Origin of the sequence: Aeromicrobium phoceense (genome assembly GCF_013868155.1) — a bacterium.
GTDB lineage: Bacteria > Actinomycetota > Actinomycetes > Propionibacteriales > Nocardioidaceae > Aeromicrobium > Aeromicrobium phoceense.
Genome location: NZ_JACEOG010000001.1, coordinates 2,584,542 through 2,610,847 on the forward strand (window position 1 = coordinate 2,584,542; position 26,306 = coordinate 2,610,847).

31 protein-coding genes are annotated in these 26,306 nt (G+C 70.9%); 7 read left to right on the forward strand and 24 right to left on the reverse strand.

The features are described 5' to 3' along the window. Positions 1–137 precede the first annotated feature (137 nt). The 20 genes from H1W00_RS12580 to thrS form a co-directional block, all read right to left on the reverse strand. A complete protein-coding gene (locus tag H1W00_RS12580; protein ID WP_420826878.1) occupies positions 138–2,459 on the reverse strand; it encodes a RelA/SpoT family protein in 2,322 nt (773 codons plus the stop codon). 127 nt (positions 2,460–2,586) lie between these two features. Next, a complete protein-coding gene (locus H1W00_RS12585) occupies positions 2,587–3,117 on the reverse strand; it encodes an adenine phosphoribosyltransferase (RefSeq protein WP_181756004.1) in 531 nt (176 codons plus the stop codon). Next, complete coding sequence (gene yajC / locus H1W00_RS12590) at positions 3,114–3,401, reverse strand: preprotein translocase subunit YajC (protein WP_181756005.1); 288 nt, start codon at positions 3,399–3,401, stop codon at positions 3,114–3,116. Before yajC ends, H1W00_RS12585 begins: the two co-directional genes overlap by 4 nt. Before the next feature lie 10 nt (positions 3,402–3,411). Continuing rightward, positions 3,412–4,464, reverse strand: a complete 1,053-nt coding sequence (gene ruvB, locus H1W00_RS12595; RefSeq protein WP_181756006.1) for a Holliday junction branch migration DNA helicase RuvB — start codon at positions 4,462–4,464, stop codon at positions 3,412–3,414. A 2-nt stretch (positions 4,465–4,466) separates the two neighbouring features. Further along, positions 4,467–5,057, reverse strand: a complete 591-nt coding sequence (gene ruvA, locus H1W00_RS12600) for a Holliday junction branch migration protein RuvA (protein WP_181756007.1) — start codon at positions 5,055–5,057, stop codon at positions 4,467–4,469. Next, positions 5,054–5,566, reverse strand: coding sequence for a crossover junction endodeoxyribonuclease RuvC (ruvC, locus tag H1W00_RS12605; protein ID WP_206680075.1), 513 nt, complete (start codon positions 5,564–5,566; stop codon positions 5,054–5,056). The genes ruvA and ruvC overlap by 4 nt, the downstream gene beginning before the upstream one ends. Before the next feature lie 87 nt (positions 5,567–5,653). Beyond that, positions 5,654–6,046 carry a hypothetical protein gene (locus tag H1W00_RS12610; protein WP_181756009.1) on the reverse strand — a complete coding sequence of 131 codons (393 nt, stop codon included), beginning with the start codon at positions 6,044–6,046 and terminating at the stop codon, positions 5,654–5,656. A gap of 24 nt (positions 6,047–6,070) precedes the next feature. After that, a complete protein-coding gene (locus H1W00_RS12615) occupies positions 6,071–6,829 on the reverse strand; it encodes a YebC/PmpR family DNA-binding transcriptional regulator (RefSeq protein WP_181756010.1) in 759 nt (252 codons plus the stop codon). Between the two features lie 19 nt (positions 6,830–6,848). Beyond that, on the reverse strand, positions 6,849–7,442 hold the full coding sequence (gene pdxT, locus H1W00_RS12620) for a pyridoxal 5'-phosphate synthase glutaminase subunit PdxT (protein WP_181756011.1): 594 nt from the start codon (positions 7,440–7,442) through the stop codon (positions 6,849–6,851). Positions 7,443–7,467: 25 nt separating this feature from the next. After that, positions 7,468–8,889 (reverse strand): signal peptidase I, encoded by a 1,422-nt coding sequence (locus H1W00_RS12625; RefSeq protein WP_181756012.1) that lies wholly within the window; start codon positions 8,887–8,889, stop codon positions 7,468–7,470. After that, positions 8,886–9,572, reverse strand: coding sequence for a SipW-dependent-type signal peptide-containing protein (locus tag H1W00_RS12630; RefSeq protein ID WP_181756013.1), 687 nt, complete (start codon positions 9,570–9,572; stop codon positions 8,886–8,888). Before H1W00_RS12630 ends, H1W00_RS12625 begins: the two co-directional genes overlap by 4 nt. Then, positions 9,554–10,309: a hypothetical protein gene (locus tag H1W00_RS12635; RefSeq protein ID WP_181756014.1), complete on the reverse strand. Its 756-nt coding sequence runs from the start codon at positions 10,307–10,309 to the stop codon at positions 9,554–9,556. The genes H1W00_RS12630 and H1W00_RS12635 overlap by 19 nt, the downstream gene beginning before the upstream one ends. Further along, positions 10,306–10,881, reverse strand: a complete 576-nt coding sequence (locus H1W00_RS12640) for a signal peptidase I (RefSeq protein WP_181756015.1) — start codon at positions 10,879–10,881, stop codon at positions 10,306–10,308. Before H1W00_RS12640 ends, H1W00_RS12635 begins: the two co-directional genes overlap by 4 nt. Positions 10,882–10,928: 47 nt before the next feature. After that, complete coding sequence (locus H1W00_RS12645) at positions 10,929–11,468, reverse strand: alternate-type signal peptide domain-containing protein (protein WP_181756016.1); 540 nt, start codon at positions 11,466–11,468, stop codon at positions 10,929–10,931. Between the two features lie 257 nt (positions 11,469–11,725). Beyond that, positions 11,726–12,790: a signal peptidase I gene (locus H1W00_RS12650; RefSeq protein ID WP_181756017.1), complete on the reverse strand. Its 1,065-nt coding sequence runs from the start codon at positions 12,788–12,790 to the stop codon at positions 11,726–11,728. Then, entirely contained in the window at positions 12,787–13,374 is a 588-nt protein-coding gene (locus H1W00_RS12655; RefSeq protein ID WP_241733194.1) for a SipW-dependent-type signal peptide-containing protein, read from the reverse strand. The genes H1W00_RS12650 and H1W00_RS12655 overlap by 4 nt, the downstream gene beginning before the upstream one ends. A 264-nt stretch (positions 13,375–13,638) precedes the next feature. Further along, positions 13,639–14,550: a pyridoxal 5'-phosphate synthase lyase subunit PdxS gene (gene pdxS, locus H1W00_RS12660; protein ID WP_181756019.1), complete on the reverse strand. Its 912-nt coding sequence runs from the start codon at positions 14,548–14,550 to the stop codon at positions 13,639–13,641. A 70-nt stretch (positions 14,551–14,620) separates the two neighbouring features. Then, positions 14,621–15,226, reverse strand: coding sequence for a phosphatidylinositol phosphate synthase (pgsA, locus tag H1W00_RS12665; RefSeq protein ID WP_181756020.1), 606 nt, complete (start codon positions 15,224–15,226; stop codon positions 14,621–14,623). Continuing rightward, positions 15,226–15,729, reverse strand: coding sequence for an HIT family protein (locus tag H1W00_RS12670; RefSeq protein ID WP_181756021.1), 504 nt, complete (start codon positions 15,727–15,729; stop codon positions 15,226–15,228). The genes pgsA and H1W00_RS12670 overlap by 1 nt, the downstream gene beginning before the upstream one ends. Beyond that, positions 15,729–17,714 (reverse strand): threonine--tRNA ligase, encoded by a 1,986-nt coding sequence (gene thrS, locus H1W00_RS12675; protein WP_181756022.1) that lies wholly within the window; start codon positions 17,712–17,714, stop codon positions 15,729–15,731. Before thrS ends, H1W00_RS12670 begins: the two co-directional genes overlap by 1 nt. Positions 17,715–17,859: 145 nt before the next feature. Here thrS and H1W00_RS12680 point away from each other — a divergent pair, with 145 nt between their 5' ends. The 4 genes from H1W00_RS12680 to H1W00_RS12695 are packed head-to-tail and all read left to right on the forward strand — an operon-like array spanning position 17,860 to position 21,653. Then, on the forward strand, positions 17,860–18,615 hold the full coding sequence (locus H1W00_RS12680) for a hypothetical protein (protein ID WP_181756023.1): 756 nt from the start codon (positions 17,860–17,862) through the stop codon (positions 18,613–18,615). A 43-nt stretch (positions 18,616–18,658) separates the two neighbouring features. Further along, on the forward strand, positions 18,659–19,435 hold the full coding sequence (locus tag H1W00_RS12685; protein ID WP_181756024.1) for an MBL fold metallo-hydrolase: 777 nt from the start codon (positions 18,659–18,661) through the stop codon (positions 19,433–19,435). Then, entirely contained in the window at positions 19,432–21,474 is a 2,043-nt protein-coding gene (locus H1W00_RS12690) for an alkaline phosphatase family protein (RefSeq protein ID WP_181756025.1), read from the forward strand. The genes H1W00_RS12685 and H1W00_RS12690 overlap by 4 nt, the downstream gene beginning before the upstream one ends. Next, positions 21,471–21,653 carry a hypothetical protein gene (locus tag H1W00_RS12695; protein WP_181756026.1) on the forward strand — a complete coding sequence of 61 codons (183 nt, stop codon included), beginning with the start codon at positions 21,471–21,473 and terminating at the stop codon, positions 21,651–21,653. Before H1W00_RS12690 ends, H1W00_RS12695 begins: the two co-directional genes overlap by 4 nt. 1 nt (position 21,654) lies before the next feature. Here the strand turns inward: H1W00_RS12695 and H1W00_RS12700 are convergent, their stop codons facing one another. Beyond that, entirely contained in the window at positions 21,655–22,659 is a 1,005-nt protein-coding gene (locus H1W00_RS12700) for an asparaginase (protein ID WP_181756027.1), read from the reverse strand. A gap of 50 nt (positions 22,660–22,709) precedes the next feature. Here H1W00_RS12700 and H1W00_RS12705 point away from each other — a divergent pair, with 50 nt between their 5' ends. After that, positions 22,710–23,168, forward strand: a complete 459-nt coding sequence (locus H1W00_RS12705; RefSeq protein WP_181756028.1) for an RrF2 family transcriptional regulator — start codon at positions 22,710–22,712, stop codon at positions 23,166–23,168. A 13-nt stretch (positions 23,169–23,181) separates the two neighbouring features. Here H1W00_RS12705 and H1W00_RS12710 read toward each other — a convergent pair whose 3' ends face one another. Together H1W00_RS12710 and H1W00_RS12715 are read right to left on the reverse strand one after the other, a co-directional pair. Continuing rightward, entirely contained in the window at positions 23,182–23,361 is a 180-nt protein-coding gene (locus H1W00_RS12710) for a hypothetical protein (RefSeq protein ID WP_078700849.1), read from the reverse strand. Positions 23,362–23,438: 77 nt separating this feature from the next. After that, entirely contained in the window at positions 23,439–24,044 is a 606-nt protein-coding gene (locus H1W00_RS12715; protein WP_181756029.1) for a phosphoribosylanthranilate isomerase, read from the reverse strand. A 58-nt stretch (positions 24,045–24,102) separates the two neighbouring features. Between H1W00_RS12715 and H1W00_RS12720 the strand changes: the two genes are divergently transcribed. Continuing rightward, the gene (locus H1W00_RS12720; RefSeq protein WP_181756030.1) at positions 24,103–24,474 is read left to right on the forward strand and encodes a VOC family protein; all 372 of its coding nucleotides are present in this window, start codon (positions 24,103–24,105) and stop codon (positions 24,472–24,474) included. Here the strand turns inward: H1W00_RS12720 and H1W00_RS12725 are convergent. Continuing rightward, on the reverse strand, positions 24,467–25,054 hold the full coding sequence (locus H1W00_RS12725) for a TetR/AcrR family transcriptional regulator (protein WP_181756031.1): 588 nt from the start codon (positions 25,052–25,054) through the stop codon (positions 24,467–24,469). The two genes, H1W00_RS12720 and H1W00_RS12725, sit on opposite strands and share 8 nt — an antisense overlap. A gap of 79 nt (positions 25,055–25,133) precedes the next feature. On the opposite strand from H1W00_RS12725, the gene H1W00_RS12730 reads away from it, so the two are divergent. Next, positions 25,134–26,288 (forward strand): MFS transporter, encoded by a 1,155-nt coding sequence (locus tag H1W00_RS12730; protein ID WP_181756032.1) that lies wholly within the window; start codon positions 25,134–25,136, stop codon positions 26,286–26,288. Positions 26,289–26,306 lie beyond the last annotated feature (18 nt).

The window sequence follows — 26,306 nt, forward strand, 5'->3', positions numbered from 1 at the left end:
GCTCTCGTCCACAGGTGATCTCGATACGCCGCTCGCTGGCGCTCGCGAGCTACTCGATCACCGGGCAGCCGGTGATCGAGTGCCGGCGAGCGAAGCGAGACGGTGTATCGAGATCACGTGTCTCGACGCTGGAGGGCCTACTGGGTGACGCGGTAGGCGTCGAAGACGCCCTGGACGCCGCCGACGGCCTTCAGGACGGCGCCGAGGTGCTTGGCGTCGGCCATCTCGAAGGTGAAGCGGCTCTTGGCAACGCGGTCGCGGCCGGTGCTGAGCGTGGCCGACAGGATGTTGACGTGCTGGTCGGAGATCACCTTGGTGATGTCGGACAGCAGGTGCGGACGGTCGAGGCCCTCGACCTGCATCGCCACGAGGAACGTGGTCTTGGCGTTGGCGACCCAGCGCACCTGCACGACCCGCTCGGTCTGGTGCGCGAGCTCGACGAAGTTGACGCAGTCGGTGCGGTGCACCGAGATGCCGGAGCCGCGCGTGACGAAGCCCTCGATCTTGTCACCAGGCACGGGCGTGCAGCAGCGCGCAAGCTTCACCATGACGTCGCCCGAGACACCGACCACCTCGACACCGGCGTCGCCGCGAGCCGTGGACGGCCGGCTGGAGCGCAGCGGCATCGCCGTGGCCTCGGCGGCCTCCTCCTCGGCTCCCTCGCGACCACCGGCGAGGTCGATGACGCGGTCGACCACGCCCTGCGCGCCGACGTTGCTCTCCCCCACCGCGGCGTAGAGCGCGGAGATGTCGGCGTGGCCCATCTCCTTGGCCACCGTGTCGAGGTTCGCCTGCCGGAACAGGCGATGCATCGGCAGACCCTCCTTGCGCATCTGCTTCGCGATGAGGTCCTTGCCGTGGTCGATGGCCTCCTCGCGGCGCTCCTTCGTGAACCACTGCCGGATCTTGTTGCGCGCGCGGGGGCTCTTGACGAAGTCGAGCCAGTCGCGGCTCGGGGCCGCGGTGGGCGACTTCGACGTGAAGATCTCCACCACGTCGCCGCTCTCGAGCTCGGACTCCAGGGACACCAGGCGGCCGTTCACGCGGGCGCCGACGCACGCGTGACCGACCTCGGTGTGCACGCCGTAGGCGAAGTCGACCGGCGTGGCGTGGGCCGGCAGCTGGATCAGGTCACCGCGCGGCGTGTAGGCGTAGACGCCGGCGTTCTGCATCTCGAAGCGCAGCGAGTCCAGGAAGTCGCTGGAGTCCTCGGTCTCGGACTGCCAGTCGACCAGCTCGCGCAGCCACATCATCTCGTTGCCGCCGGGCCCGTCCTTGCTGGCCTTCCCGCCCACGGCCGCGAGCGACTCGGCCTTGTACTTCCAGTGGGCCGCGACGCCGAACTCCGCGCGGCGGTGCATGGCGTACGTGCGCAGCTGCAGCTCCACGGGCTTGCCCTGCGGGCCGATCACCGTGGTGTGCAGCGACTGGTACATGTTGAACTTCGGGACACTGATGTAGTCCTTGAAGCGGCCCGGGATGGGGTTCCACCGGGCGTGCAGGACGCCCAGCACGGCGTAGCAGTCGGCGACGTCGTCCACCAGGATGCGCACGCCGACGAGGTCGAAGATGTCGGAGAAGTCGCGGCCGCGCACGAGCATCTTCTGGTAGATCGAGAAGTAGTGCTTCGGTCGGCCGGTGACCTTCGCCTTGATCTTGGCGTGGCCGAGGTCGGAGTTCACGTCGCGGATGACGCGCTCCAGGAACGCCTCGCGCGACGGCGCGCGCTCGGCGACGAGCCGCACGATCTCGTCGTAGACCTTGGGGTGCAGGGTGGCGAACGCGAGGTCCTCCAGCTCCCACTTGATCGTGTTCATGCCCAGGCGATGGGCCAGGGGCGCGAAGATCTCGATGGTCTCGCGGGCGATGCGCTCCTGCTTGTCCTGGCGCAGGTAGCGCAGGGTGCGCATGTTGTGCAGGCGGTCGGCCAGCTTGATGACGAGCACGCGGATGTCGCGCGCCATCGCGACGACCATCTTACGGATCGTCTCGGACTGGGCGGAGTCGCCGTACTTGACCTTGTCGAGCTTGGTGACGCCGTCGACGAGGTGGACGACCTCGTCGCCGAAGTCCTTGCGCAGCTGCTCGATCGTGTAGGAGGTGTCCTCGACGGTGTCGTGCAGCAGGGCCGCGCACAGGGTGGGCGCCGTCATGCCGAGCTCGGCGAGGATCGTGGCGACGGCCAGCGGGTGCGTGATGTACGGGTCGCCGCTCTTGCGCTTCTGGCCCTCGTGCATCGCCGCGGCGACCTCGTAGGCCTTCTCGATCGACGAGACGTCGCCCTTGGGATGGGTGTCGCGGTAGACCTTGATCAGCGGGTCGAGGACCGGGTTGCCACCGCCGGTGGACTTGCCGCCGATGCGGGCCAGCCGGCTGCGCACGCGCGCGGAGGTGCGTGCCGAGTCCGGGGTCCTGGTCTCGGCAGCCTTCGTCGATGGTCCATCGATGCGCTCAGCCACGCGTGCCTCCTTCAGTCCATCCTACGGAGGGCGCTTCAGAGGGCGCCGGTGAACACCGAGGCCAGCACGCCCAGGACGAGCGCGGCAATGGCGATGATGGCGACGATGCGGACGGTGCGCTGGCTCATCAGTACTCCAGGAGTGCGGTCAGGGGGACGTCGCCGAGCACGGCGCGACCCTCGAGGGCGGGCAGTTCGATGAGGACGAGGTTGCCGGCGACGACGGCGCCGGCGCGCTCGAACAGACGGCCGGCGGCGGCGAGCGTTCCCCCGGTGGCGAGGACGTCGTCCACGACGAGCACGCGGGCGCCCTCGGGGACGGCGTCGGCGTGGATCTCGACGACGGCGTCGCCGTACTCGAGCGAGTAGGACTCCGAGAGGGTGCGCGCGGGCAGCTTGCCGGCCTTGCGGACGGGCACCAGGCCGATGCCCAGCGCCTCGGCGATCAGCGGCGCGAGCAGGAAGCCGCGCGCCTCGACGCCGGCCACGACGTCGAGCGGCCCGAAGGCCCTGGCCGCGTCGACCAGTGCGGAGACGGTGGCTGCCAGCCCCTGCGGATCGGAGAGCAGCGGCGTGATGTCGCGGAACGTGACGCCGGCCTCGGGCCAGTCGTCGATGGCGCGGATGAGCCGCGCGGCGGCGTCCGGGAAGTCGCTCATGCTTCGGGGTCGATCACGTCGGGCGCGACGACCTCGGCGACGGCCGCGCGCGCCACGGTGATGACCACGCCGGGCGCGATCTCCAGGCCGACGGTCTCGTCGTCGATCGTCGAGATGGTGCCGTGGATGCCGCTGCTGATCATCACGTGGGCACCGGGCTTCAGCGCCGACTGCATCTGGCGCAGCGCCGAGTACTGCTTCTGCCGTTCCCGCATGGGACGGATGATCAGCAGGAAGAAGACCAGGGCCAGCAGGATCAGGGGCAGGAAGTCAGCGAAGGTCACCGGATGGAGTCTAGTCGGCGGAGTCGAAGGGCAGCTGCCCGGCATCGACCCCGGCCGGGGGCGTCAGGCCGAGGTGTCGCCAGGCCGCCGGGGTGGCGATCCGCCCACGGGGCGTGCGGGCCAGGAAGCCCAGCCGCACCAGGAAGGGCTCGGCCAGCTCCTCCACCGTCTCGCGCTCCTCCGACACCGCGACCGCCAGCGTGGCGATGCCGACCGGTCCCCCGCCGAAGTTGCGGCACAGGGCGTCGAGCACCGCGCGGTCGAGCCGGTCGAGGCCGAGGTCGTCGACCTCGTACAGGTCGAGGGCGGCCTGCGCGATCGCGTGGTCGACGGCGCCGTCGGCGCGGACCTCCGCGTAGTCGCGGACGCGCCGCAGCAGGCGGTTGGCGATGCGTGGGGTGCCGCGGGACCGGGAGCCGATCTCCGCGGACGCCTCGGCGCTGACCTGCAGGTCGAGCAGATCGGCGGAGCGCCGCACGATGCGGTCGAGGTCGGACGGCTCGTAGTAGTCGAGCTGGGCCGTGAAGCCGAACCGGTCGCGCAGCGGGCCGGGCAGCAGACCGGCGCGGGTGGTGGCGCCGACGACGGTGAACGGCGGGATCTGCAGCGGGATGGCGGTGGCGCCCGGACCCTTGCCGACGACGACGTCGACCCGGAAGTCCTCCATCGCCATGTAGAGCAGCTCCTCGGCGGGCCGCGACATCCGGTGGATCTCGTCGATGAAGAGCACGTCGCCCTCGTTGACGCCGGAGAGGATCGCCGCGAGGTCGCCCGCGTGCTGGATCGCCGGGCCGCTGGTGAGGCGCAGCGGTGCCGCGAGCTGGTTCGCGATGATCATCGCGATCGTGGTCTTGCCCAGTCCGGGCGGGCCCGACAGCAGGACGTGGTCGGGGGTGCGTTCGCGCGCCACTGCGGCATCGAGCACGAGTGCAAGCTGCTCACGGACCCGCTCCTGACCGACCAGCTCGTCGAGGGTGCGCGGCCTCAGGGCCTGCTCGAACGCGCTCTCCTGCGGCGACGCGGCCTCGGCCACGATCGACTCGAAGTCGTCGTACTCGTCCATGCTCACCGGCCTCGGTCCATCGATCGCAGGGCGTCGCGCAGGATCGCCGAGATGTCGGGGTCGGGACCCACCCCGTCGGCCACCCGGTCGATCGCGGCGTCCGCGTCCTTGGCCGACCAGCCCAGCCCGACGAGCGCCTCGTGCACCTGGTCGCGCCACGCGGGACCGGCCGTCGAGACGGCGGACGAGGCGACGGCGCCGACCCGGTCCTTCAGCTCCACCACGATCCGCTCGGCTCCCTTGCGGCCGATCCCGGGCACCTTCGTGAGGGTCGCGTGGTCCGACGAGGCGATCGCGGTGCGCAGCCGCTCGGGCGGGAGCACCGCGAGCATCGCCTGGGCGACCTTCGGACCCACGCCGCTGGCGGTCTGCACGAGCTCGAACATGTCGCGCTCCTCGGCGTTCGCGAAGCCGTAGAGCGTCATCGAGTCCTCGCGCACGACCATCGAGGTCCACAGCGTGGCCTCCTGGCCCAGGCGCAGGTCGGCGATCGTGGAGGGCGTGCACATCACGTGGTAGCCGACGCCTTGCAGGTCGAGGACGGCGGAGTTGAGCGAGACCGCGGCGACGGCGCCGCGCACGTGGGCGATCATCGGGCCGCTCCGGCGGCAGCGACGGCGGCGGCGAGTCGGTTCTGGGCGGCGCCCCGCCAGATGTGGCAGATCGCGAGGGCGAGGGCGTCGGCGGCGTCCGCGGGCTTCGGCGGCGCGTCGAGGCGCAGCAGCCGGGTGACCATCGCCGCGACCTGCGCCTTGTCGGCGCGGCCGCTGCCGGTGACGGCGGCCTTGACCTCCGACGGCGTGTGGAGCTGGACGGGGATCCCGTGGCGCGCGGCCACGAGCATCGCGATCCCGCTGGCCTGGGCGGTGCCCATCACGGTGCGCACGTTGTGCTGGCTGAACACCCGCTCGACTGCGACCACGTCGGGTCGCTGCCGCACGACGATCTCGTCGAGGGCGCGCTCGAGTCGCAGCAGCCGCTTCGCGAGGTCGAGGTCGCTCGGGGTGCGGACGACGCCGACGTCGACCAGGTCCAGCGGTCGGCCCACGAACCCCTCGACGATGCCGACGCCGCACCGGGTCAGGCCGGGGTCGACGCCCAGGACGCGAAGGGAACGCATGTTCGACACTCTAGGCGGTGGCGGCGACGCGTCCGTGGAGGCACGCCGCCCAGTTCGTCGGATCGGCGGTCAGCCCGTGAGCTTCCCGTCGGGCGTGCGGGAGATCTCGTCGGCGAGCTCGGCGGCGACGCGGCGGGCGTTCACGCGTCCGGCGACGAGGGTGCGGTGCAGCGGCAGGTCGGAGCCGTCGCGGCGCAGCTCCACCGGGTAGCGCGCGAGCAGCAGCCAGTCCGCGGCCAGCAGCACCGGGACGAACGCCAGGGCCCACGCCCGGTCGCTCTTGACGAGCACCGGGGCCAGCACCGCGAGCAGGATCAGCCCCACCACGACGAGCAGCGGCGCGAAGCCGCCCGCCGCCGGGGCGCCGCCGACGACGAGGTCCCCCTCGGAGCCGCGCAGCGCAGGGCGACCGACGCGGACGCTCCAGCCGACTCCGCCGGGAGTGCGCACGCGTCGGTCCATGGCCACATCATGGCCGAGGCCGGCTCAGAGGTCGGCCATGACCTCGTCGGGCGCGTCGAAGTTGGCGAACACGTTCTGCACGTCGTCGCTGTCCTCGAGGGCGTCGATGAGCCGGACGACCTTCGCGGCACCCTCGGCGTCGACCTCGACGTGCACGCTGGGCACGAACGAGGCGTCGGCCGAGTCGTAGTCCAGGCCCGCCTCCTGCAGCGCGGTGCGGACGGCGACGAGGTCGCCCGGCTCGCACAGCACCTCGAAGCTGCCGTCGTGGTCGTTGACCTCCTCGGCACCCGCGTCGAGCACGGCCATCAGCACGTCGTCCTCGTTCGTCGGGCCGCCCTCCTGCTCGGCGGGGACGATGATGATGCCCTTGCGGCTGAACATGTAGGACACCGAGCCCGGGTCGGCCATCGTGCCGCCGTTGCGGGTCATCGCGGTGCGGACCTCCATCGCGGCGCGGTTCTTGTTGTCGGTGAGGCACTCGATGAGGAACGCGACACCGTTCGGGCCGTAGCCCTCGTACATGATCGTGGTGTAGTCGACTCCCCCGCCGTCGGCGCCACCGCCGCGCTTGACCGCGCGGTCGATGTTGTCGTTGGGGACCGACTGCTTCTTCGCCTTCTGGATCGCGTCGTAGAGCGTGGGGTTGCCCTCGGGGTCAGGGCCACCCGTGCGCGCCGCGACCTCGATGTTCTTGATCAGCTTGGCGAACAGCTTGCCGCGCTTGGCATCGATCGCGGCCTTCTTGTGCTTGGTGGTTGCCCATTTGGAGTGGCCCGACATGACGTTCCTTTGCGTAGTCCTAGCTCTGCTTCACGAGGTCAACGAAGAGTCCGTGCACACGGTCGTCGTCCCCGACCTCGGGGTGGAAGGACGTCGCCATGAGCGGCCCCTGCCGCACCGCGACGATTCTACCGGCGGCCTCCCCCGAGGGGACCTCGGCAAGCACCTCGACCCCGGGGCCGATCTCCTCCACCCACGGCGCGCGGATGAAGACCGCGTGCACCGAGCGGTCCACGCCCTCCAGGTCGAGGTCGACCTCGAACGAGTCGACCTGGCGGCCGAAGGCGTTGCGACGGACCGTGACGTCCAGGCCGCCGATCGTCTCCTGGCCGGGCGCCCCGTCGCGGATCCGGTCGGCCAGCATGATCATCCCGGCACACGTCCCGAAGGTCGGCATGCCCTCCTTCACGCGCTGGCGCAGCGGCTCGAGCAGCTCGAAGGTGCGGGCCAGCTTGTACATCGTGGTCGACTCGCCGCCGGGCACGATGAGCCCGTCGCACCGCGCCAGCTCGGCCGGGCGACGGACGGTGAACGCCTCGACACCGAGTCGCTCGAGGGCCGCAAGGTGCTCGCGCACGTCGCCCTGGAGCGCGAAGACGCCGATCGAAGTCACCCCGAGAGTCTAGTGCGCGGCGCCATCAGTTGATCGTGAACCGGATCGTCCGCTCGGTGATCACCCTGCTCGACGAGTTGTCGTAGACCCTCAGGTAGAGGGTGTACGTGCCGGCCTCGGCGAACGGCGATGTCCCCAGGTTCGTCAGCGGGACGCGCCAGGTGACCGGACTCGCCGTCGAGGTGGGCAGCGTGGGGGTGACGTCCGCCTGGTGCCACGTTCCGCACCCGCTGAACACCGGCCAGCCGAAGGTGGTGTCCCAGCACCGGGTGAGCAGGAAGTTGACGCGCTGGAGCCGGTACTCCACGCGGTAGATCCCGTCGCTGTCCGCGGCCGTTCCGCACGGCGACCGGCGGCCGCACTGCGCCAAGGTGGTGGACTGGGCCGCCGAGGGCGAGGCGAAGGTCGTGGAGTCCTGCGGTGTCGTGAACGTGATCGCGGGCGGCAGGTTGACGCTTCCGCACTGCAGGTCCGTGGTCCCGGTGAGCGAGACGTTCGCGGTGCGCGTGGCGTTGGAGAGCCACGGGGACGTCGCCGTGCCCTTGAGCTCGGAGCGGCCCGTGAGCTCGTAGTTGCCGGGGGCCAACGAGGAGCCGCCGATGTCGGCGCGCCTGATCTGGGTGGTCACGACGCTGTCCGGCACGCCGGTCGGCGAGACCCGTCGGAAGGGTGTGGCAGGAAGCTGTCCGCCGGCCGGCGCCACGTACCAAATCTGGTTGTAGCGCTGCGACGCCACGAGTGTGCGCAGCGTGATCGAGGTGCCACCCGCGTCGTTCGTGCACACGGGAGAGCCCCAGTCGAAGATGCGCACCTGGTGGGAGTGGATCTGCCCGGCCTCGAACGTGGAGCCGTCGGTGAAGTAGGCCTCGGTCCGGGGAATCGGCACGAGACCGGCCATCGCGATGCCGACGGCCGCCACCCCGGCTGCACCGGTGCCCATCGCGGACCGGGTCTCCCGCCCGGCGCGCTGCCACAGCCGGACCGCCAGCAGCGCCACGATGATCCCGGCCGCGAAGAGCGCCCACGGTGTCGCCATCGCGTTGGCCACGTACCCGAGGTACGGGACGTCGAGGAACACGCGGTCGACCTCGGTGGCCAGGTACGGCTGACTGTCGGGCTGCGCGTTGGCGTCGCCGCGGAGGGTGAAGCTGATCTGCTCGCCGGCCTTCTCGACCTCGACGACCCGGTGCGTCACGCGAACGCCGCTGGCGCTCTCGACGGAGATCACGTCCCCGACGGCCACGTCGCCGGCATCGACCGTCTTGGCCAGGCCGAGCGCGCCCGCGTGGATCGCGGGCTCCATCGAGCTCGAACGGAAGATGAGCGGCTGGACGCCGGCGACCACGGTGGCGAGTCCGAGGACGAGCGACATCGCGCCCAGGAATGCCGTCACCCACAGCAGGACGTTGCCGCCGGTGCGCAGCACACGAAGCAGCCGCTGCCTCATGGCGCCCCGACCTGCTTGGCCGAGATGACGACCCGGATGGTCGTGGACGTCCCCTGGAAGGAGTTGGGCGCGGCGGACGACAGACCGGCCAGCATGCAGACGCGGATCGACTCGTTGGCGTTCATCCGGATCGGGGTGTTGTTCGGCGTGACCGGCTGTCCCGTGGTCGAGAGCACGTGGTTGGTCCACCACGGCGTGCCGCCGGTGCACGTACCGGTGCGGTTCACGGCCTCGCGGGTGCCGACGTTGTTGGCCGTGCCACCCAGCATGGTCGTGGCCGAGAGGTGCGGGTTCATGTCGTTGGTCGTCGACGTCCCGACCGCAGTGAAGGTCAGCGGCGTCGTGCCGACGTTGCGCATGTGCAGCTCCATGCTCACGGACTCGCCGGGCGAGACGTTGTCGAGCTGCATGACGGAGTACGTCCACGACTGGTTGAGTCCGACGGCCTCCCACCGGATCTCACCCGTGACCGGGTCACGTCCGCCGAGCTGGAGGTCCAGACTGCCGGCCTCGATCTTGCCCGTGGTGAAGGTGGCGGTGTCGGCCCAGTACGCCGTGGTGCCCACGGCAGCGAACCCCAGGACCAGGCCGAGCGACAGCAGCAGCCGAACCGGGACCGAGGCCACCACTCGCCACGTCGAGCGCAGGCGACCGTCGTGGCTGGTCATCGCGGTGTCACGCATGGTTCGTCTTCCCTTTCGCGCCGCCCGGCCGCGATGAACGCGGCACCGGCGGTGATGGCGAGGATGGCCGTCCAGATCAGTATGGCTGGGGTGTCCGACCCCGTGCGCGCCAAGTCGCTCGCGTCGTCGCGGACGCCGGCACCGGATCCGTCGGAGTCGTTCGAGTCCGCCGGAGCCGCAGTCGGGTCCTCGTTCGCGCTGTCGTCCGAGTTGTCGGTCGGACGGTCGGTGGGCGACTCCTCACCGGGTCCCGGATCCGTGCCCTCCACGGCCTCGGCCAGCCGGACCTCGATCACGAAGTCCAGCGAAGAGGCCTGCGAGGCGTTGGACGAGGCTGGGTCGAAGGCCGCCTCCAGGTCGACGCGCACGGCGCTGCCCGGACTGATGCTCGCCGCTGTGAGCTCCGGCGACGAGACACCGTTGCGCAGGACGAACCAGCGTCCGTCCACCCGCGCGCGCAGACGGAGATGGTCGGCGGCCAGGAGCCGGTCGGTGTCGTCGCTACTCACCGAGGCCGTCAGCTCGGCGTCCGAGCTCTCCTGGTTGCGGACGTGGAACGAGACGGTGCGCTTGTCACCGGGGACCCAGACGGCATCCTGATCGAAGAGGGGCTCGCTGATGGTGTCGGCCCATTGCGTACCGTCCGTGCTCAGGCCGATCCCGTCGTCAGCCGCTGCGGGCGAGATGCCCGCGAACGCGAGGCCGAGCGCGAGGGCGGTCGTCAGGAGCCGCCTCATTGCCTCGCCTCCTCGTCCGTGGGTCGAGCACGTCTGAACCGTTCTCGGAGTGCCCCGCCCAGCATCCAGGCGGCGTACAATCCCAGTCCCCCGGCGACGACGTAGACCGCGGCGTTGCGCCGGTCCTGTCCGATCGCGTTGCTCATCCATCCCAGCTTGGGGACGGCGTACCAGAGGGTTCCCTTGATCTGCACCGGCATGACCGGCGTTCGGTCGACGCTCGAGTTGGCGTCGCCCTGCGTGATGAAGCGGCGCTCACCGTCGGCTCCGAGAGCCACGGAGACGACCCGGTGGGTCACGACCGCTCGCTCACCCGACGCCAGCTGGTAGGTCACGACCTCGCCGACGCCGATCTGTTCGGCGGGGGTCGGCCTCACCACCACGAGCGTTCCGGGCGGGTACTTCGGCTCCATGGAGCTGGTGAGGATCGTGTAGGGCGTGGCGCCCCCGATCCGTGGGATCAGCACACCGACCGCGACCGCCGAGACGGCCACGAGGATGACGAGCCAGGCAACCACCTGGCCGGCCCACCGGAGCGCCGTGAAGCGCCCTCGGTCGGTCGTACTCGTCATCCCCGTGACCTCACTCATCGATGGTCGATTGCGAACTCAAGCCTTCGTCACGGCGTGGCGTCGGACTGCGTGAGCGTGATGTTGCCCTCGGTGAGGTCGAGCGTCATGCCCTGCGACGTGTTGTCGACGGTCGTGCCGAACGGGAAGTCGACGACGACGGTCGCGCCGAGCACGTCACCGTCGTTGGCGTCCGTGATCTCGGCGCCGGCCGCCAGCGGAGCAGCATCGAGCGTGTACGTGTCGGTGACGGTCATCTTGTCGGCGACGCTCGCCGTTCCGTCCAGACCGGTGAAGTCGACGTCCGCCTGCAGGTTGTCGCCCGTCGCGCCGATGGTCCACGTGCCCGTGTAGCGGAGCGTGTCACCGGGAACGACCAGGACGGAGGAGAGGTCGTTGCCTGCCACGGCGGTGCCGTTCAGCGTCCAGGTGGCCGCCGTGCCCGAAGGCGTCAGGGTCAGTGTGCCGGCCTCGATGTTGCCGCCGACGACGTCGCCCTCGGCATTCCAGTACGCGAGCGAGCCTGCGCCACCCAGCAGCAGGACGGCGGCGGCTCCGGCGGCGACGGCGCCCTTGGTGGACTTGTTCATGTGTTTTCTCCTTGGGTTGGCTGATCGACCATCGATCAGTTGCTTCATCTATGTAACGACGGATCGGCGGAAAAATGACGCCGAATTCCGAAAGAATCTTGGGTGTATGACAGAGGTCACGACGGGATTGTGACATGGGTCCCATGAACTGGGACATTTGTTCCACGAGAGCGGGAACAGGACGCAGGGGGAATCCACACGCGTCCGAGGACGCGGCAGGCGTTATCCCAAGCGTAACATTCATCACATGCGTTTACTCAATTTGCAGGAGACGTCACCGCCGAGCAGCTGAAGTCGTTGAAGAACGCCGACCGGGTCACCCGGTAGGACCGGTAGCTGGCCGACCGCCAGGTCAGCGCTCCCCCGGGACCGACGAGAGCGGAGTACACGCGCAGGTGGTAGGTGGTCGAGGAGAACCAGCCGCCGGCGGACCCGGAGTTGAACGTGAAGCTGTTCGAGCCGTTGGGCGCCACCGACGCCTCGGCGTCGGGACTGCCGAAGGCGGCATCGTCGTCCACCTCGTAGTAGTAGCCGTGGCGCGCGTCGTCGTCCGACCAGCTGACGACCGCTGACGTCGAGAGGAAGGGCTTGCTGCAGCTGATGCTCGACGGACGCGTCGGGAGGGCCGCCGCGCCCACGGACCCGGTGGTCAGCTGCGCGGAGTCGCTGAAGGCTGCCGTCGTCGACTGCACCGCCGGACCCACCGTCGCGGAGAGGGCGAGCGCAGCCAACGAGACGCCCATCGTCACGGGGCGGAGCACGGCGCTCGCACCGCGCGTCGAGGAGTCGCCATCGACGTCGCCATCGCCGTCGTGGCCCGACGACGGACCTCGGGGCTCGTCGTCGTCCTCGTCCTGGCGGCGGAAGCCGAGGTAGAGCAGACCTGCCACCACGAGGCCGACGACGAACATGCCGTTGGGAGAGCCGAAGAGGTTGACCAGGCGACCGACCTCGGGCACGGCGAACGACACGCGCTCCACGTCATCGACGCGGTAGGACTCCTGGTCCGGCGAGAGGTTCGCGTCGCCCTTGAGCTGCAGGATCGCGCTCCCGTCGTCCTGGCGATCCACCTTCGTGATCCGGTGCGTGATGCGCGTGCCGCGATCGTTGATCACACTCACGATGTCCCCCTCGGCGAGGTCCACCGCTTCGACCGTCGTGGCGAACGCGAGGTCGCCGGCACCGATCGCGGGCTCCATGGAGCCGGACGTGAAGACCAGCGGCGTGAGGCCGAAGGCGAACATGACGCCCGTCCACACGAGGCACAGCGTTCCGAGGGCGGCGCCGATCCACAGGATCGTCTCGCGCAGTCGGCGTCTCACAGGAGCTGCGATGCCGTGAGACTGAAGGTGGTGGTGGCGCTCGTGCTCTGCGCCGCGTTGCTGGCGGTGGAGGGAAGCGACACCTGGATGCAGAGGGTCTTGCTGAAGGTCGCCCCGCCCAGGTTCACCACGGGGTTCGTGCCACCGATCACCGACTGGCCGGTGGATCCGAGCGCCACACCGGTGGAGACGCTCGTTCCGGTGCAGGAGGCACTCCGCAGCCCGTTCGCATTCGTGGTCTGCGTGCCGGCGGTCCCCTCGAAGACGCTCCAGCGCAGGTGGGAGGCGAGCCCACCGGCCGACGTGGCGGTCGCGCTGAGGCCGAAGCCTGCCGTGTTGGCCCGGCGTTGCACCGGGACGGTGAAGGCGAAGCTCTCGCCGGGAATCAGGGAGGAAGCCGACAGGGCTGTTCGGGTGACCGCGCCGCCCTGCCCGGAGAGCTCGCCGTCGATCAGCAGGTCCAGGGAGCCCGACTGGATCGTGCCGCTCGTCAGCTGGGCCTCGTCCGTCCAGTAGGCCAAGGTGTTCACGCTGGTCAGGCCCAGCGCGAGACCGAGACCCAGCAGGGCGCGGGTCCGCCGCATCGCCACGACGGCGAGCAAACGAGAGGGGATGGAGCGTCTCTGCATCAACTTCTCTTCCTTCTCCCCCGCCAGCAACTTTGGACAAGTCCCATACAACGACGGAACGTGGTGCTGATGGGGTCAAACGTGAAAGAAACGCGAGTTAGTGGCCGAGATCACGACTGATTGATGGGGTACGGCTAGTTCGTTGTGACCAGGTCCATGACACGAAAGAACGCCCCCGGTGGATACCGGGGGCGTTCTGACGAAATGGAGTGGCGGCACTCACCAACCGCGAGTCTCCAGGCGGTGGGGCTCGGGGATCTCGTCGACGTTGATGCCGACCATGGCCTCGCCGAGACCGCGCGAGACCTTGGCGATGACGTCGGGATCGTCGTAGAACGTCGTGGCCTTGACGATGGCCTCGGCGCGCTGGGCGGGGTTGCCGGACTTGAAGATGCCCGAGCCGACGAACACGCCCTCGGCGCCGAGCTGCATCATCATCGCGGCGTCGGCCGGGGTGGCGATGCCACCGGCGGTGAAGAGCACGACGGGGAGCTTGCCGGCCTCGGCGACCTCGACGACCAGGTCGTACGGCGCCTGGAGCTCCTTGGCCGCGACGAACAGCTCGTCCTTCGGCAGGCTCTGCAGGCGAGCGATCTCGGCACGGATCTTGCGCATGTGGCCCGTGGCGTTGGAGACGTCGCCCGTGCCGGCCTCGCCCTTGGACCGGATCATCGCGGCGCCCTCGGTGATGCGACGCAGCGCCTCACCCAGGTTCGTCGCACCGCACACGAAGGGAACCGTGTAGGCCCACTTGTCGATGTGGTTGGCGTAGTCGGCCGGGGTCAGGACCTCGGACTCGTCGATGTAGTCCACGCCGAGGCTCTGCAGGACCTGCGCCTCGGCGAAGTGACCGATGCGCGCCTTCGCCATGACGGGGATCGAGACGGCCTCGATGATTCCGTCGATCAGGTCGGGGTCGCTCATCCGCGCGACGCCGCCCTGGGATCGGATGTCGGCCGGCACACGCTCGAGCGCCATGACGGCGACTGCGCCCGCGTCCTCGGCGATCTTGGCCTGCTCGGCGTCGACGACGTCCATGATGACGCCGCCCTTCAGCATCTCGGCCATGCCGCGCTTGACCCGGGCGCTGCCGGTCGTGGACTGGTCGTTGCTGGGGTTCTGGGTGCTCACAGGTCAAGTCTACGAGGCGTCTGCGGCGCTTCACGCATCGCTCGGCGCCCGCGAGACGGACGGCCCCGGATCAGGCCGCTTCGGCCTGCCGCTTGACCATCGCCATCCGCTGCCCGACGGTCACCGCGCTGGCGACCGCGAGGGCCCAGAGCGTGATGTGCTGCAGGACCGGCAGGTCGAACAGGCCCGACAGGCCGGTCATCACGAGGATGGCCACGAGGCGGTCGGAGCGCTCCGCGATGCCGCCCTTGGCCTCCATGCCGAGCGACTCGGCGCGAGCCCGCGCGTACGAGGTCAGGCCGCCCAGGACGAGGCACGCCAGCGCGAGGCACAGGTAGACCTTCGAGTCGCCCTCCCACGCGTACCAGAGCGCGATGCCGCCGAAGACCGCCGCGTCGCCGACGCGGTCGAGCGTGGAGTCCAGGAACGCCCCGTACTTGGAGGTACGGCCGAGCTTGCGCGCCATCGTGCCGTCGATGATGTCGCTGAACACGAACGCCGTGATGAAGATCGTGCCCCAGAAGAACTCGCCCTGCGGGAAGAGCCACAGGGCACCGACGCAGACGCCGATCGTGCCGACCCACGTGACCATGTCGGGGGTCACGCCGATCTTGATGAGGCCGTCGGCGACCGGCGAGAACAGCCGGTTCCAGAAGGCACGGAAACGCTCCAGCATCAGGCCATCTTCTCCCACACGTCCCGCAGCAGCTCGGCCGACTCGGCGATCGTCTGCGGCAGCGCCTTCGTGCGCCCGACGACGGTCATGAAGTTGGCGTCGCCGCCCCAGCGCGGGACCACGTGCTGGTGCAGGTGCTGCGAGATCGAGCCACCCGCCGAGGCCCCGAGGTTGAGCCCCACGTTGAACCCGTGCGGCGAGCTGACCTCGCCGATCGCGCGGATCGCCTGCTGGGTCAGCAGGGTCAGCTCACTGGACTCCTCGAGCGACAGCTCGGTCAGGCCCGACTCGTGGCGCAGCGGCAGCACCATGAGGTGGCCGGGGTTGTACGGGTACAGGTTCATCGCCACGAAGCAGTGCTCGCCGCGCACCACGATCAGGTCCGTCTGCCGTTCCCCCGCGACCATCGCGCAGAACGGGCAGCCCGCGTCATTGCCGGCCTCCCGCACGTAGGCCATGCGGTAGGGCGCCCACAGCCGTTCGAGGCCGTCGGGATCGGGCATCAGACCTGCACCCGGTCGCGGACGGCCGTCACGATCTTGTCGATCGCGTCGTCGAGCGACACCCCGTTCTCCTGCTCGCCGTTGCGGAAGCGGAACGAGACGGCGTTCGCCTCGACGTCCTTGTCGCCGACCAGCACCATGAACGGCACCTTCTGCGTCTGGGCGTTGCGGATCTTCTTCTGCATGCGCTCGTCGGAGTCGTCGACCTCGAAGCGGATCCCCTCGGCGCGCAGGCGCACCGCGAGCCGCTCCAGGTACTCCACGTGCCGCTCGGCCACGGGGATGCCGACGGCCTGCACGGGCGCGAGCCACGGAGGGAACGCACCGGCGTAGTGCTCGACCAGCACGCCCATGAACCGCTCGATCGAGCCGAACTTCGCCGAGTGGATCATCACCGGCTGCTGGCGGGTGCCGTCGGCGGCGACGTACTCGAGGTTGAACCGGTCGGCGGACGGCATGTTGAAGTCGTACTGCACGGTGCCCATCTGCCACGTGCGGCCGATCGCGTCGCGCGCCTGCACCGAGACCTTGGGCCCGTAGTAGGCCGCGCCGCCCGGGTCGGGCACCAGCTCGAGACCGGTCGCCGTGGCGACCTCCTCGAGGACCTTGGTGGCGTTCTCCCAGTCCTCGTCCGAGCCGATGAACTTGTCCTTGGACGCGTCGCGGGTCGAGAGCTCGAGGTAGTAGTCGTCCATCCCGAAGTCGTCGAGCAGGCTCAGCATGAAGTTCAGCAGGTGCGCCACCTCGGCGGGGGCCTGCTCGGGCGTGACGTAGGAGTGCGAGTCGTCCTGGGCGAAGCCGCGCACGCGGGTCAGGCCGTGGATCACGCCCGACTTCTCGTTGCGGTAGACGTGACCGAACTCGAACAGGCGCAGCGGCAGCTCGCGGTACGAGCGCTGGCGCGACCGGAAGATCAGGTTGTGCATCGGGCAGTTCATCGCCTTGAGGCGGTAGTCGCCACCGTCGATCTCCAGCGCCGGGAACATGCCCTCGCCGTAGTGCGGCAGGTGGCCGGACGTGTAGAACAGCCCCTCCTTCGCGATGTGCGGCGTGCCGACGTACTCGAAGCCCTCCTCGATGTGCCGGCGGCGGACGTAGTCCTCCATCTCGCGCTTGATGACACCACCGCGCGGGTGGAAGACCGGCAGCCCCGAGCCGATCTCGTCCGGGAAGCTGTAGAGGTCGAGCTCGGTGCCCAGGCGGCGGTGGTCGCGGCGCTGGGCCTCCTCGATGCGGTGCAGGTGTGCCTCGAGGTCCTCCTTGGACGCCCAGGCGGTGCCGTAGATGCGCTGCAGCTGCTTGTTCTTCTCGTCGCCGCGCCAGTAGGCCGCGGCCGAGCGCATCAGCGTGAACGCCGGGATCCGCTTGGTGGTGGGCAGGTGCGGGCCGCGGCACAGGTCCTTCCACGCCAGCGACCCGTCGCGCTTGAGGTTGTCGTAGATGCTCAGGCCGCCCTCGCCGACCTCGACGCTGGCGCCCTCGGCAGCGCCCTCCATCGACCCGTTCCCGGCGGTGGACTTCAGGCCGATCAGCTCGAGCTTGTACGGCTCGTCGGCCAGCTCGGCGCGGGCGTCGTCGTCGCTGATCTCACGACGGCTGAACTTCTGGCCCTCCTTGACGATCTTCTTCATCCGCGACTCAATCTTCGCGAGGTCCTCGGGGGTGAACGGGACCTCGACGTCGAAGTCGTAGTAGAAGCCGTCCGTGATCGGCGGGCCGATGCCGAGCTTCGCGTCCGGGAAGAGCTCCTGCACGGCCTGGGCCATGACGTGGGCCGTCGAGTGGCGCAGGATGTCGAGACCGTCGGGCGAGTCGATCGCGACCGGCTCCACCTCGTCGCCGTCGGCCAGCTCGCGCGCGAGGTCGACCAAATCGCCGCCGACGCGTGCGGCGATCACCTGCGGGTCCTCGGAGAACAGCTGCCACGCCCGCGTCCCGGGGTCGACCTGCTGCTGGGCTCCGGCGACGGTGACGGACAGACTCATGTGAACCCCTCGGTGACTGGGCGGCCCCTACGGCTGGGCGGCGCTCTTGGGCTCACCCTACCGAGGTCGTCGTTTCGGCACGGGGACTGTCCCTGCCCGAGTACGCTAGGTCGACTTTGCCCCTCATCTCGGAAAGGCGTCACTCATGCGCCGCACCATCCTCGGCCTCCTGGCCGCCCTCGCCGTCGGCGCCAGCGCGACGCTCGTCGCCGCCCCCGCCCAGGCGGCCCCGAAGCCGGTCACGATCAAGAAGATCTCGAACAAGTCGATCGACTGGTACGGCACGGCGCTGGTGAAGCCGAACCTCAAGACGGCCAAGAAGGTCAAGGTCCTCAAGAAGGCCATGACCATCAAGCAGGGTGGCAAGGTGCTGCGCAAGAACCGCTCCGCGGTGAAGCTCAAGCCGGGCGCGTACATCGTGACGACGAAGATCACCTACAAGTACAAGGGCAAGAAGCGCGGCGCCTTCGCCAAGCAGCGCCTCGTCATCAAGCAGGGCCGCTGCGCCTCGGTGCTCAACATGCGCACGCTCAAGGCCGACGCCGCGTTCTCCCCCGACGTCAAGGGCGACAGCGTCGCGACCGTCTCCTCCAAGCTGCGTTCGGCCGGTGAGGGCGAGCGCTACACGCCCGAGAAGCTCATCGCCCAGCTCGAGGCGCTCAAGGTGCTGATGGGCGACGAGATGCCGGAGTTCGTCGTGCTCATCGACCAGGCGATCGCCGAGGTGAAGGCGCTGCAGGCCAAGGGCGTGACGCAGCTCGAGGACCGCGTCTACCAGGGCTGCGGCAAGCAGGACATCGACGTCTACGCCACGTTCGCCAACGGCGAGCTGATGTCGGCCGAGGACGACTCGGAGTTCATGGGCATGAGCGCGGCCCGCGCCGCGCTCGCCGCGCGCTGACACATCCCTGTCACCGGGGCCCCCGGATGGTCCACACTGAGGCATGACGGCCGTCACGTGGTGGGGACACTCGTTCGTCACGATCGAGCTCCCGGGGGCCACCGTGGTGACCGATCCGCTGATGTCCCGGCGGCTCTTCCACGTGCGGCGCGCCTCGGACCCTCCGCCGGCTCACGCCACCCGGGCCGACCTCGTGCTGATCTCGCACCTGCACCACGACCACCTGCACCTGCCGACCCTGCGCCGGTTCGACGACGCGGTGCCGATCGTGGTCCCGCGCGGGGCGGTGCAGGCGGTGCGCTCGCTGGAGCGCCTCCAGACGATCGAGGTCGTGCCGGGCGACCGGCTCACCGTTGCCGGTGTCGACGTCGAGGTGCTGCCCGCCCGTCACGACGGTCGCCGCGACAAGCGGCCCGGCGCCGCGGAGGCGACCTCCCTGGGCTTTCGCTTCGGCCGTGACGGGACCACCTGCTGGTACCCGGGCGACACCGGCGTGATGGACTTCGCGGCGGTCGAGCCGGTCGACCTCGCCCTGGTGCCGATCGGCGGCTGGGGGCCGTCCCTCGGCGACGGGCACCTCGACCCCGAGCAGGCCGTCGAGGCGGTCCGCGCGGTGGGCGCCCGCTGGATCCTCCCCGTCCACCACGGCACGTACTGGCCGGTGGTGCTGCGCTCCTCCGGCCCCACCCACGAGCAGTGGTTCCAGCGGCCCGCGCCGCGCTTCCGTGCCGCGGCCGCGGGTGCCGGGCTCGGAGCCCGCGTCGTGATGCCGCCGATGGGTGTCCGCACGCCCCTGCCGCGTGGGACCATGCCGGTGTGAGCCAGACCACGCCCGTCGGGTGGGCCGCCGCACCCGTGCAGGCCGCACGACGATCTCGGTGGGTGCCGCGCGTGCCGGACCTCCTGCAGGCGCTGTGGACGGTCGTCGTCGTCGGGGTCGGCGTCACCCTCGGCCTCCTCGCCGTGGGCGAGGAGGTCTACGACGAGCTCGAGCTCGTCCTCGTCGTCATGGTGGCGATGTTCCTCGTCGACGTCATCCTGGCCACTCCCCTGCGCCTGCTGGCCTCGCGCGGCAGCGTGCTGCTCGCGATGGCCCTCGGTCTCGGCGCCCAGGTGCTCGTGCTCGGCGCCGCCATCAGCCTGGGCGCCCGGGCGAACCTCTCCGTCGGGGACACGGTCGTGGTCCTGCTGGTCGCCTCCGCGGTGATGGCGGTCGGTCGCTGGTTCTCCGGGGCGACCGACAGCGGCTACGTGGTCGGCGCCGCCACCGCCCGCACCTCGCGTGCCCTGCGCTCGCGGACCGACTCCGACGGGCGCGGCATGCTCATCGTGCAGCTCGACGGCCTGGCGCTGCCGGTGCTGCGGCGCGCCATCGCCGGCGGCCAGGCACCCAACATCGCCCGCTGGATCGGCTCCAGCCACACGCTGAGCGGGTGGTGGGCCACCATCCCGTGCACGACCCCCGCCAGCATGGCCGGCTTCCTGCACGGGAGCCCCGACGTCCCGGCGTTCCGCTGGTGGGACCGGCGGTCGGGCCGGCTGCTCGCCGCGGGCAACCCGGCCGACTCACGGCTCGTCGAGTCACGGTTCCCGCCCGGCTCGGGGCTGCTCACCGAGGGCAGCGCCATCAGCACGACCTACACCGGCGGATCGTCGCGGGCCTACCTCACGATCAGCAAGGCGACCCGCGCCCGCGACCTCGGCTCCGGCTCCGCCTACCTGGCCTTCTTCATCCGTCCGTTCCTGCTGCCCGGCGCTCTCGTGATGACCGTCGGCGAGGTGCTCAAGGAGCTCCACCAGGGCTATCGCCAGCGCGCCCGCGACGTGCAGCCCCGCATCCCGCGCAAGGGTGGCTACGTCGTCCTGCGCGGCGTGACGAACGTGCTGCTGCGCAAGCTCAACCTGTCGCTGGTCGCCGAGGAGATGGCGAGCGGCTCGCCGATGATCTTCGTGGACTTCGTCGACTACGACGAGATCGCCCACCACGCCGGACCGGAACGTCCCGAGGCGATGCGCGCGATCGAGGGCCTCGACGGCGTCCTGGCGGCGCTCGAGGAGGTCGCCCGCTCGGTCGCCACCCCCTACGACTTGGTGCTGGTGTCCGACCACGGGCAGAGCCTCGGCGCACCGTTCTCCCAACTGGCGGGCTGCTCGTTCCCCGACCACGTGGCGGCGCTCATGCGTCCGGACCGCGGCGGGGCGTCGTTGCTCACCACGACCGGCGGCGGCGAGGAGCTCGGCCCGCTGAACGCGCTGGCCTCCTCCGTCGTGGGCGAGGGCAACCGCCAGCCGGAGAAGGTCGTGTCCGACTCCGCCGACCCCGAGGTGGTCGTCACCGGTGGCGGCAACCTCGGCATGGTCTGGTTCCCGCGGAGTGACTCACGGCCCACGCTCGCGGAGGTGGACGCCGCGTGGCCGCGCCTCGTGCCCGGCCTGCTGGCCAGCCCCGGCGTCGGCCTCGTGCTGTCGACCGACGACGCCGGCGCTCCACTCGTGCTGGGGGCCGACGGCACCCGCGGCCTGGGCCCCGACGGCGCCTCCACGGGGAACGATCCACTTCGCGGCTTCCCGTCCCGCACGGCGCTCGACCTCGCGCGCCTGCACGCGCTGCCCGACTCCGGTGACCTCGTCGTGATCTCCACCGTGGACGAGCTCGGAGGGATCCACGCCTTCGAGGGGCAGGTCGGATCGCACGGCGGCATCGGCGGCCCACAGAACCACGCCGTCCTGATCCATCCCCGCGACTGGAAGATCGACCCCGACCTCGCGGAGCACGTGCCGGAGCTGGGCGACTCCCCCGTCATCGTCGGCGCGTGGAACGTGCACCGCCAGCTGCGCACCTGGGCGGCCGAGGCATGACCTCCCGGATCGACGACCTGGAACGGTGGGTCACCCACGGCGGCACCTGTCGCCTCGTGGAGACCGACGCCGCGGGAGCCGAGGTCGTGCTGTGCCGGTGCGACGGCGGCGAGGAGGTCGAGCGGTTCCGGACGAGCGACGTGGCCGTGATCGACTGGGTGCGCCAGCGGGCGAATTAGCTCAGAACGTCGCGCGGATCGCGCCGACGGACCGGCCCGCGCCCAGCACGGCGCGTTCACGCAGCGACTCCACGGCCTCGTGGTCCACGTCGTCCCCAGAGAACGCACCGAGCGCGTCGAGCGCGGTCACGAGGACCGGCGCGAGGGGTCGCTCCGCCCCGTCGAGCACCTTGAACGCCACGGCGCTCCCGTCGGGCAGGCCGGCCGTGAAGATGCCGTCGGCACCGTCCTTGGCCACGAGGCCGGGCACCGCGCGCATCAGGGTCGTGGTGGGACGCTGCCCGCCGGCGACCATGTGCGGGTGCGTCGACATCGCGTGCGCCACGCGCGCCTCGGCCGAGTCGGGAGCCTGCTGCGGCGACGCCGCGAGCCGTCCGATCCCGCGCGCCAGTCCGGTGACCGTGGTGGCGAACAGCGGAGCCCCGCAGCCGTCGACGGTCTCGTGGCTGACGGGCACGCCGGTGAACTCCTCGATCGTCTCGCGGATCGCGCGCTGCAGCGGGTGGTCCGGCGCCAGGTACGTCTCGGTGTCCCAGCCGGCCGTCACACACGTGAGAAGCATCGCGGCGTGCTTGCCCGAGCAGTTATGGCTGATCTGCTCGGGACCCTGGCCGCTCTCGAGCCAGTCGCGCATCGCCGTCGTCCCCCCCGGCAGGTCGGGGGGGTTGCGCAGGGCGCGCTCGTCGAGTCCGGCACGGGCGAGGATCGCCAGCGCACCGGCGATGTGGTCGGGCTCGCCGTTGTGGCTCGCGGCAGCCAGGGCCATGAGGCGCTCGGGCAGGTCGAGCCCGTGGCGGACCATCGCGACGGCCTGGAAGGGCTTGACGCTGGAGCGCGGCCACATCGTGACCTCCGGGTCACCGAGCGTCAGCACGGGCGTGCCGTCTACTCCGAGGGCGACGAGGTGGCCCAGGTGCACCGACTCGACGAGGTCGCCGCGCACGACGTGCGCGAGCGGGGCGGCGGTCAGGTTCGAGACGTCGGGGGAAGGGGAAGCAGTCGTCACATTCGGAGGATAGTCACGGAACGGCCGGTCGGCTTTGCGACACTGGGGCGGTGAGAGTCTCGACGAAGTCCGACTACGCGCTGCGGGCGCTGATCGAGTTGGCGGCCGAACCGGGTGACAAGCCCGTCACCGCCGACGAGCTGGGCCGTCGTCAGGACATCCCTCACGGGTTCCTCCAGTCCATCCTGGGAGACCTGCGCAAGGCGGGGATCCTGCTGTCCCAGCGCGGGCAGTCCGGGGGCTGGCGGATGGCCCGACCGCCCTACGCCGTCACCGTCGCGGACGTCTTCCGGGCCGTCGACGGACCCATCGTCTCGATCTACGGGCTGCGTCCCGAGGCCGTCGAGTACAACGGCCGGGCCGAGATCCTCAAGCCGGTGTGGATCGCCGCGCGCGACGCCCTGCGCGAGGTGCTGGAGACGGTCACGATCGAGCAGCTCGCCGAGGGCGCGCTGCCGTCGTCGGTCATGAAGCGCACCGAGCACATCGAGGCCTGGCGCTCGCGCTGAGCGCTCCCGTTCGTCAGGACGCCAGCGCCGCGAACGCCTCGTAGACCATGTAGGCGGGCCAGAAGAGGCCCTGGAAGATCGCGTAGAGGTGCTCCCAGAGGCCGTCGGCCTCGGTCCAGAACCACACCCACGCGCCGAACATCCCGAGACCGTAGATCGCGCCGCCGCCGGCGGCCGCCGTTCCGTTGGCCATGTCACGCCTTCCCACCGTCGCGGAGGGTTCCGCTGCTCCCACTGTCGCGAGCGCGCGGGTGCACCCGCAACCGGGCCTCAGGCCCGCAGCGCCGCCTCCACGAAGGCGCGGATGAGCTCCGACGACTTCTCACCGGGCGCGGTCTCCACGCCGCTCGAGACGTCGACGCCCCAGGGCCTCACTGTTTCGACCGCCTCACGGACGTTCGCCGGGGACAGGCCGCCGGCGATCAGCCACGTGCCGTCCGGCGCGCGGTCGGCGAGGTCCGAGAGGTCCCACCGCTCCCCCGACCCCGGCTTCGGGGCGTCGAGCAGCAGCACCTCCTCGCCCCAGGCGCCCACCTCCAGCGGCGTGTCGAGGTCGAGCGAGGTCGCCCGCCAGACCCGCGGGACGACCTCCAGCGCGGCGGCGAAGTCCTGCTGGTCGTAGGCCCGGCCGTGCAGCTGGAGCACGTCGAAGCCGAGGCGGCGCGCGGTGCGCGCGGCGTCCTCCGCCGGCATGTCGTTGACGACCAGCACGGAGTCGGCGCTGCCACGGGCCGCCTCGATCACGGCGCGCGCCTCGTCGTCGGTGGCCCGCCGGGAGCTGGTCCGGTTCATCACCACGCCCACGGCGTCGGCCCCGGCACTCGTCGCCACGCGGGCGTGCTCGGCCGTGCGGAGGCCGCAGATCTTGACGTACACGCGTCCATCCTCGCAGTCGGGCCTGGCCCGGCGGCCCACCACGGGAGACACTGTCCGCGTGACGGAGACCATCCCCATCCTGCCGAGCGCCGACTTCGACGTCACCACGAGCTTCTGGGAGCGCTTCGGCTTCATTCCTCGGGGGCGCTGGGACGAGTACCTGGTTCTGCGGCACGAGCGCCTCGCGATCGAGCTGCACTTCTGGCTCGACGCCTCGGTCGACCGCTGGACGAACGACGTGGCCTGCTACCTCCGTTTCCCCGACCCCGAGGCGGCGCGCGCGTGCCACGCCGAGTGGAGCCACGTCGAGGTCCCGGAGCCGGCGGTCCTCAGCTCCCCACGTGACGAGCCGTGGGGCGCCACGGAGTTCCACGTCATCGACCTGCACGGCAACCTGGTGCGGGCCGGTGGGTTCCCGCCCGTCAGCTGACGAGCCGTGCGGCGGTCTCCCGCGCCACGGCGAGCATCCGTCCGTCGCCGTCGATCCCGCGCTGCGCGACTCCGCCCTCCAGGAGCAGGAAGAGGTGGTCGGCGACTGCGGCAGGGTCGGTCACGTCGGGGCGGTCCACGCGCAGGAGCTCCTCGAGCTTGCTCCGCACGGCCGCCTTGTGGGCCCGGATCACGGCCTGACCCGGGTGTCCGGCGGGCAGCTCGCCCGCGGCGTTGAGGAACGCGCAGCCCCGGTCGATCGACGGGGCGTCGAGGGCGTAGGCGTCGAAGACGGCGAGCACGCGCGGCGCAGGTGCCGACGCCAGCCGCTCCTCCAGGCGGTCCCACCACGCGGCGTGCCGAGCCCGCAGATAGGCGGCGACCAAGGCGTCCTTGGATCCGAAGCGGTCGTAGAGCGTGCGCTTCGTGACGCCGGAGGCCGCGGCGATGGCGTCGACCCCCACCGCGTGGATGCCGTGGCGGTAGAACAGGTCGGCCGACGCGTCGAGGATCCGCCGGGCCCCGGGCGTGAGGTCGGGGACGCGCAGCACCTCCTCGTGCCCGATGGCTGACTGCCCCATGTGTTCCTCCGATCGACTTCACCGGTCAGTGTAGTACCGTCGAGAGCGTGGTTCACCGATCAGTGAAGTTCTCGTGCCGATGAGCTCCGTCGCGTCGCGTCGCGACGAGCTCGCGCTCAGCGCCGCGGGGCTCTGCCTCATCGGCGCCTGCTACGGACTGGCGCGTTTCGCGTACGGCCTGTTCGTCCCGGCGTTCCGGGACGAGTTCGCCCTCGGCGCCGCCGCGGCCGGCACGATCGCGGCGGGCGGGTACGTCGTCTACTGCGTCGCGATCCTGGCGTCGTCCACGCTCGCCCCGCGGCTGGGTGGGCGCGCGGTCGCCGTCGCGGCCGGCACCCTCGCCACCGCCGGAACGCTGACGGTCGCGCTGGCGCCGAGCGCCCCGGTGCTCGTCCTCGGCGTCCTCCTCGGCGGAGCGAGCACGGGCGTCGTCTCGCCGGCGCTCGCCCACGCGGTCGCCCACACCGTGGCGCGGGAGCGGCAGGCCCGCACCCAGACCGTCATCAACGCCGGCACCGGCGTGGGCGTGGCCGTCGCGGGGCCGATCGCGCTGCTCACCCAGCAGGAGTGGCGCACCGCCTGGCTGGCCTTCGCCCTGCTGAGCGCCCTCGCCACCCTCGGCGCCGCCCTGGGCGTGCCGCACGGCGAGCGACGAGGCGCCGGACGCGACCCGTTGCTCCCCCGGCCACTGTTTCCCACCGGCAGCGTGCGGCTCACCGTCGCCGCTGCACTCACGGGCGTCGCCAGTGCCGCCGTCTGGACGTTCGGGCGCGACCTCCTGGTCAGGGACGGTGACCTCGGCGAGCAGGCCTCGACCATCGCGTGGATCCTGCTGGGCGCCTTCGGCGTCCTGGGTGCCGCCGCGGGCGACCTCACCGAGCGGTTCGGCCTCCGCGGTGCCTGGACGGCGACCGCGCTGATTCTCGCCGGTGCGACCGCCGCCGTGGCCGCCTGGCCCGGGAGCCTCGTCGCCGCGTGCCTCGCGCTGGCCGCCTTCGGCGCGGCCTACATCGCCGCGAGCGGCCTGCTCCTGCTGTGGGGAACGCGCGTGCATCCGCGGAGCCCGGCCGCGGGCGTCGGCTGGGGCTTCCTCGTCCTCGCCCTCGGACAGGCCGTCGGAGCGGCGGCGCTCGGCGCGGTGGCGGACGCCTCCAGCACACGGCTCGCCTTCGCGGTGGCGGCCGCCCTGGGGGTCGCGGCTGCCGCGGTGCGACCGCGCGAGCTCGCGACCTAGGACGAGGGCGGGTGCTCG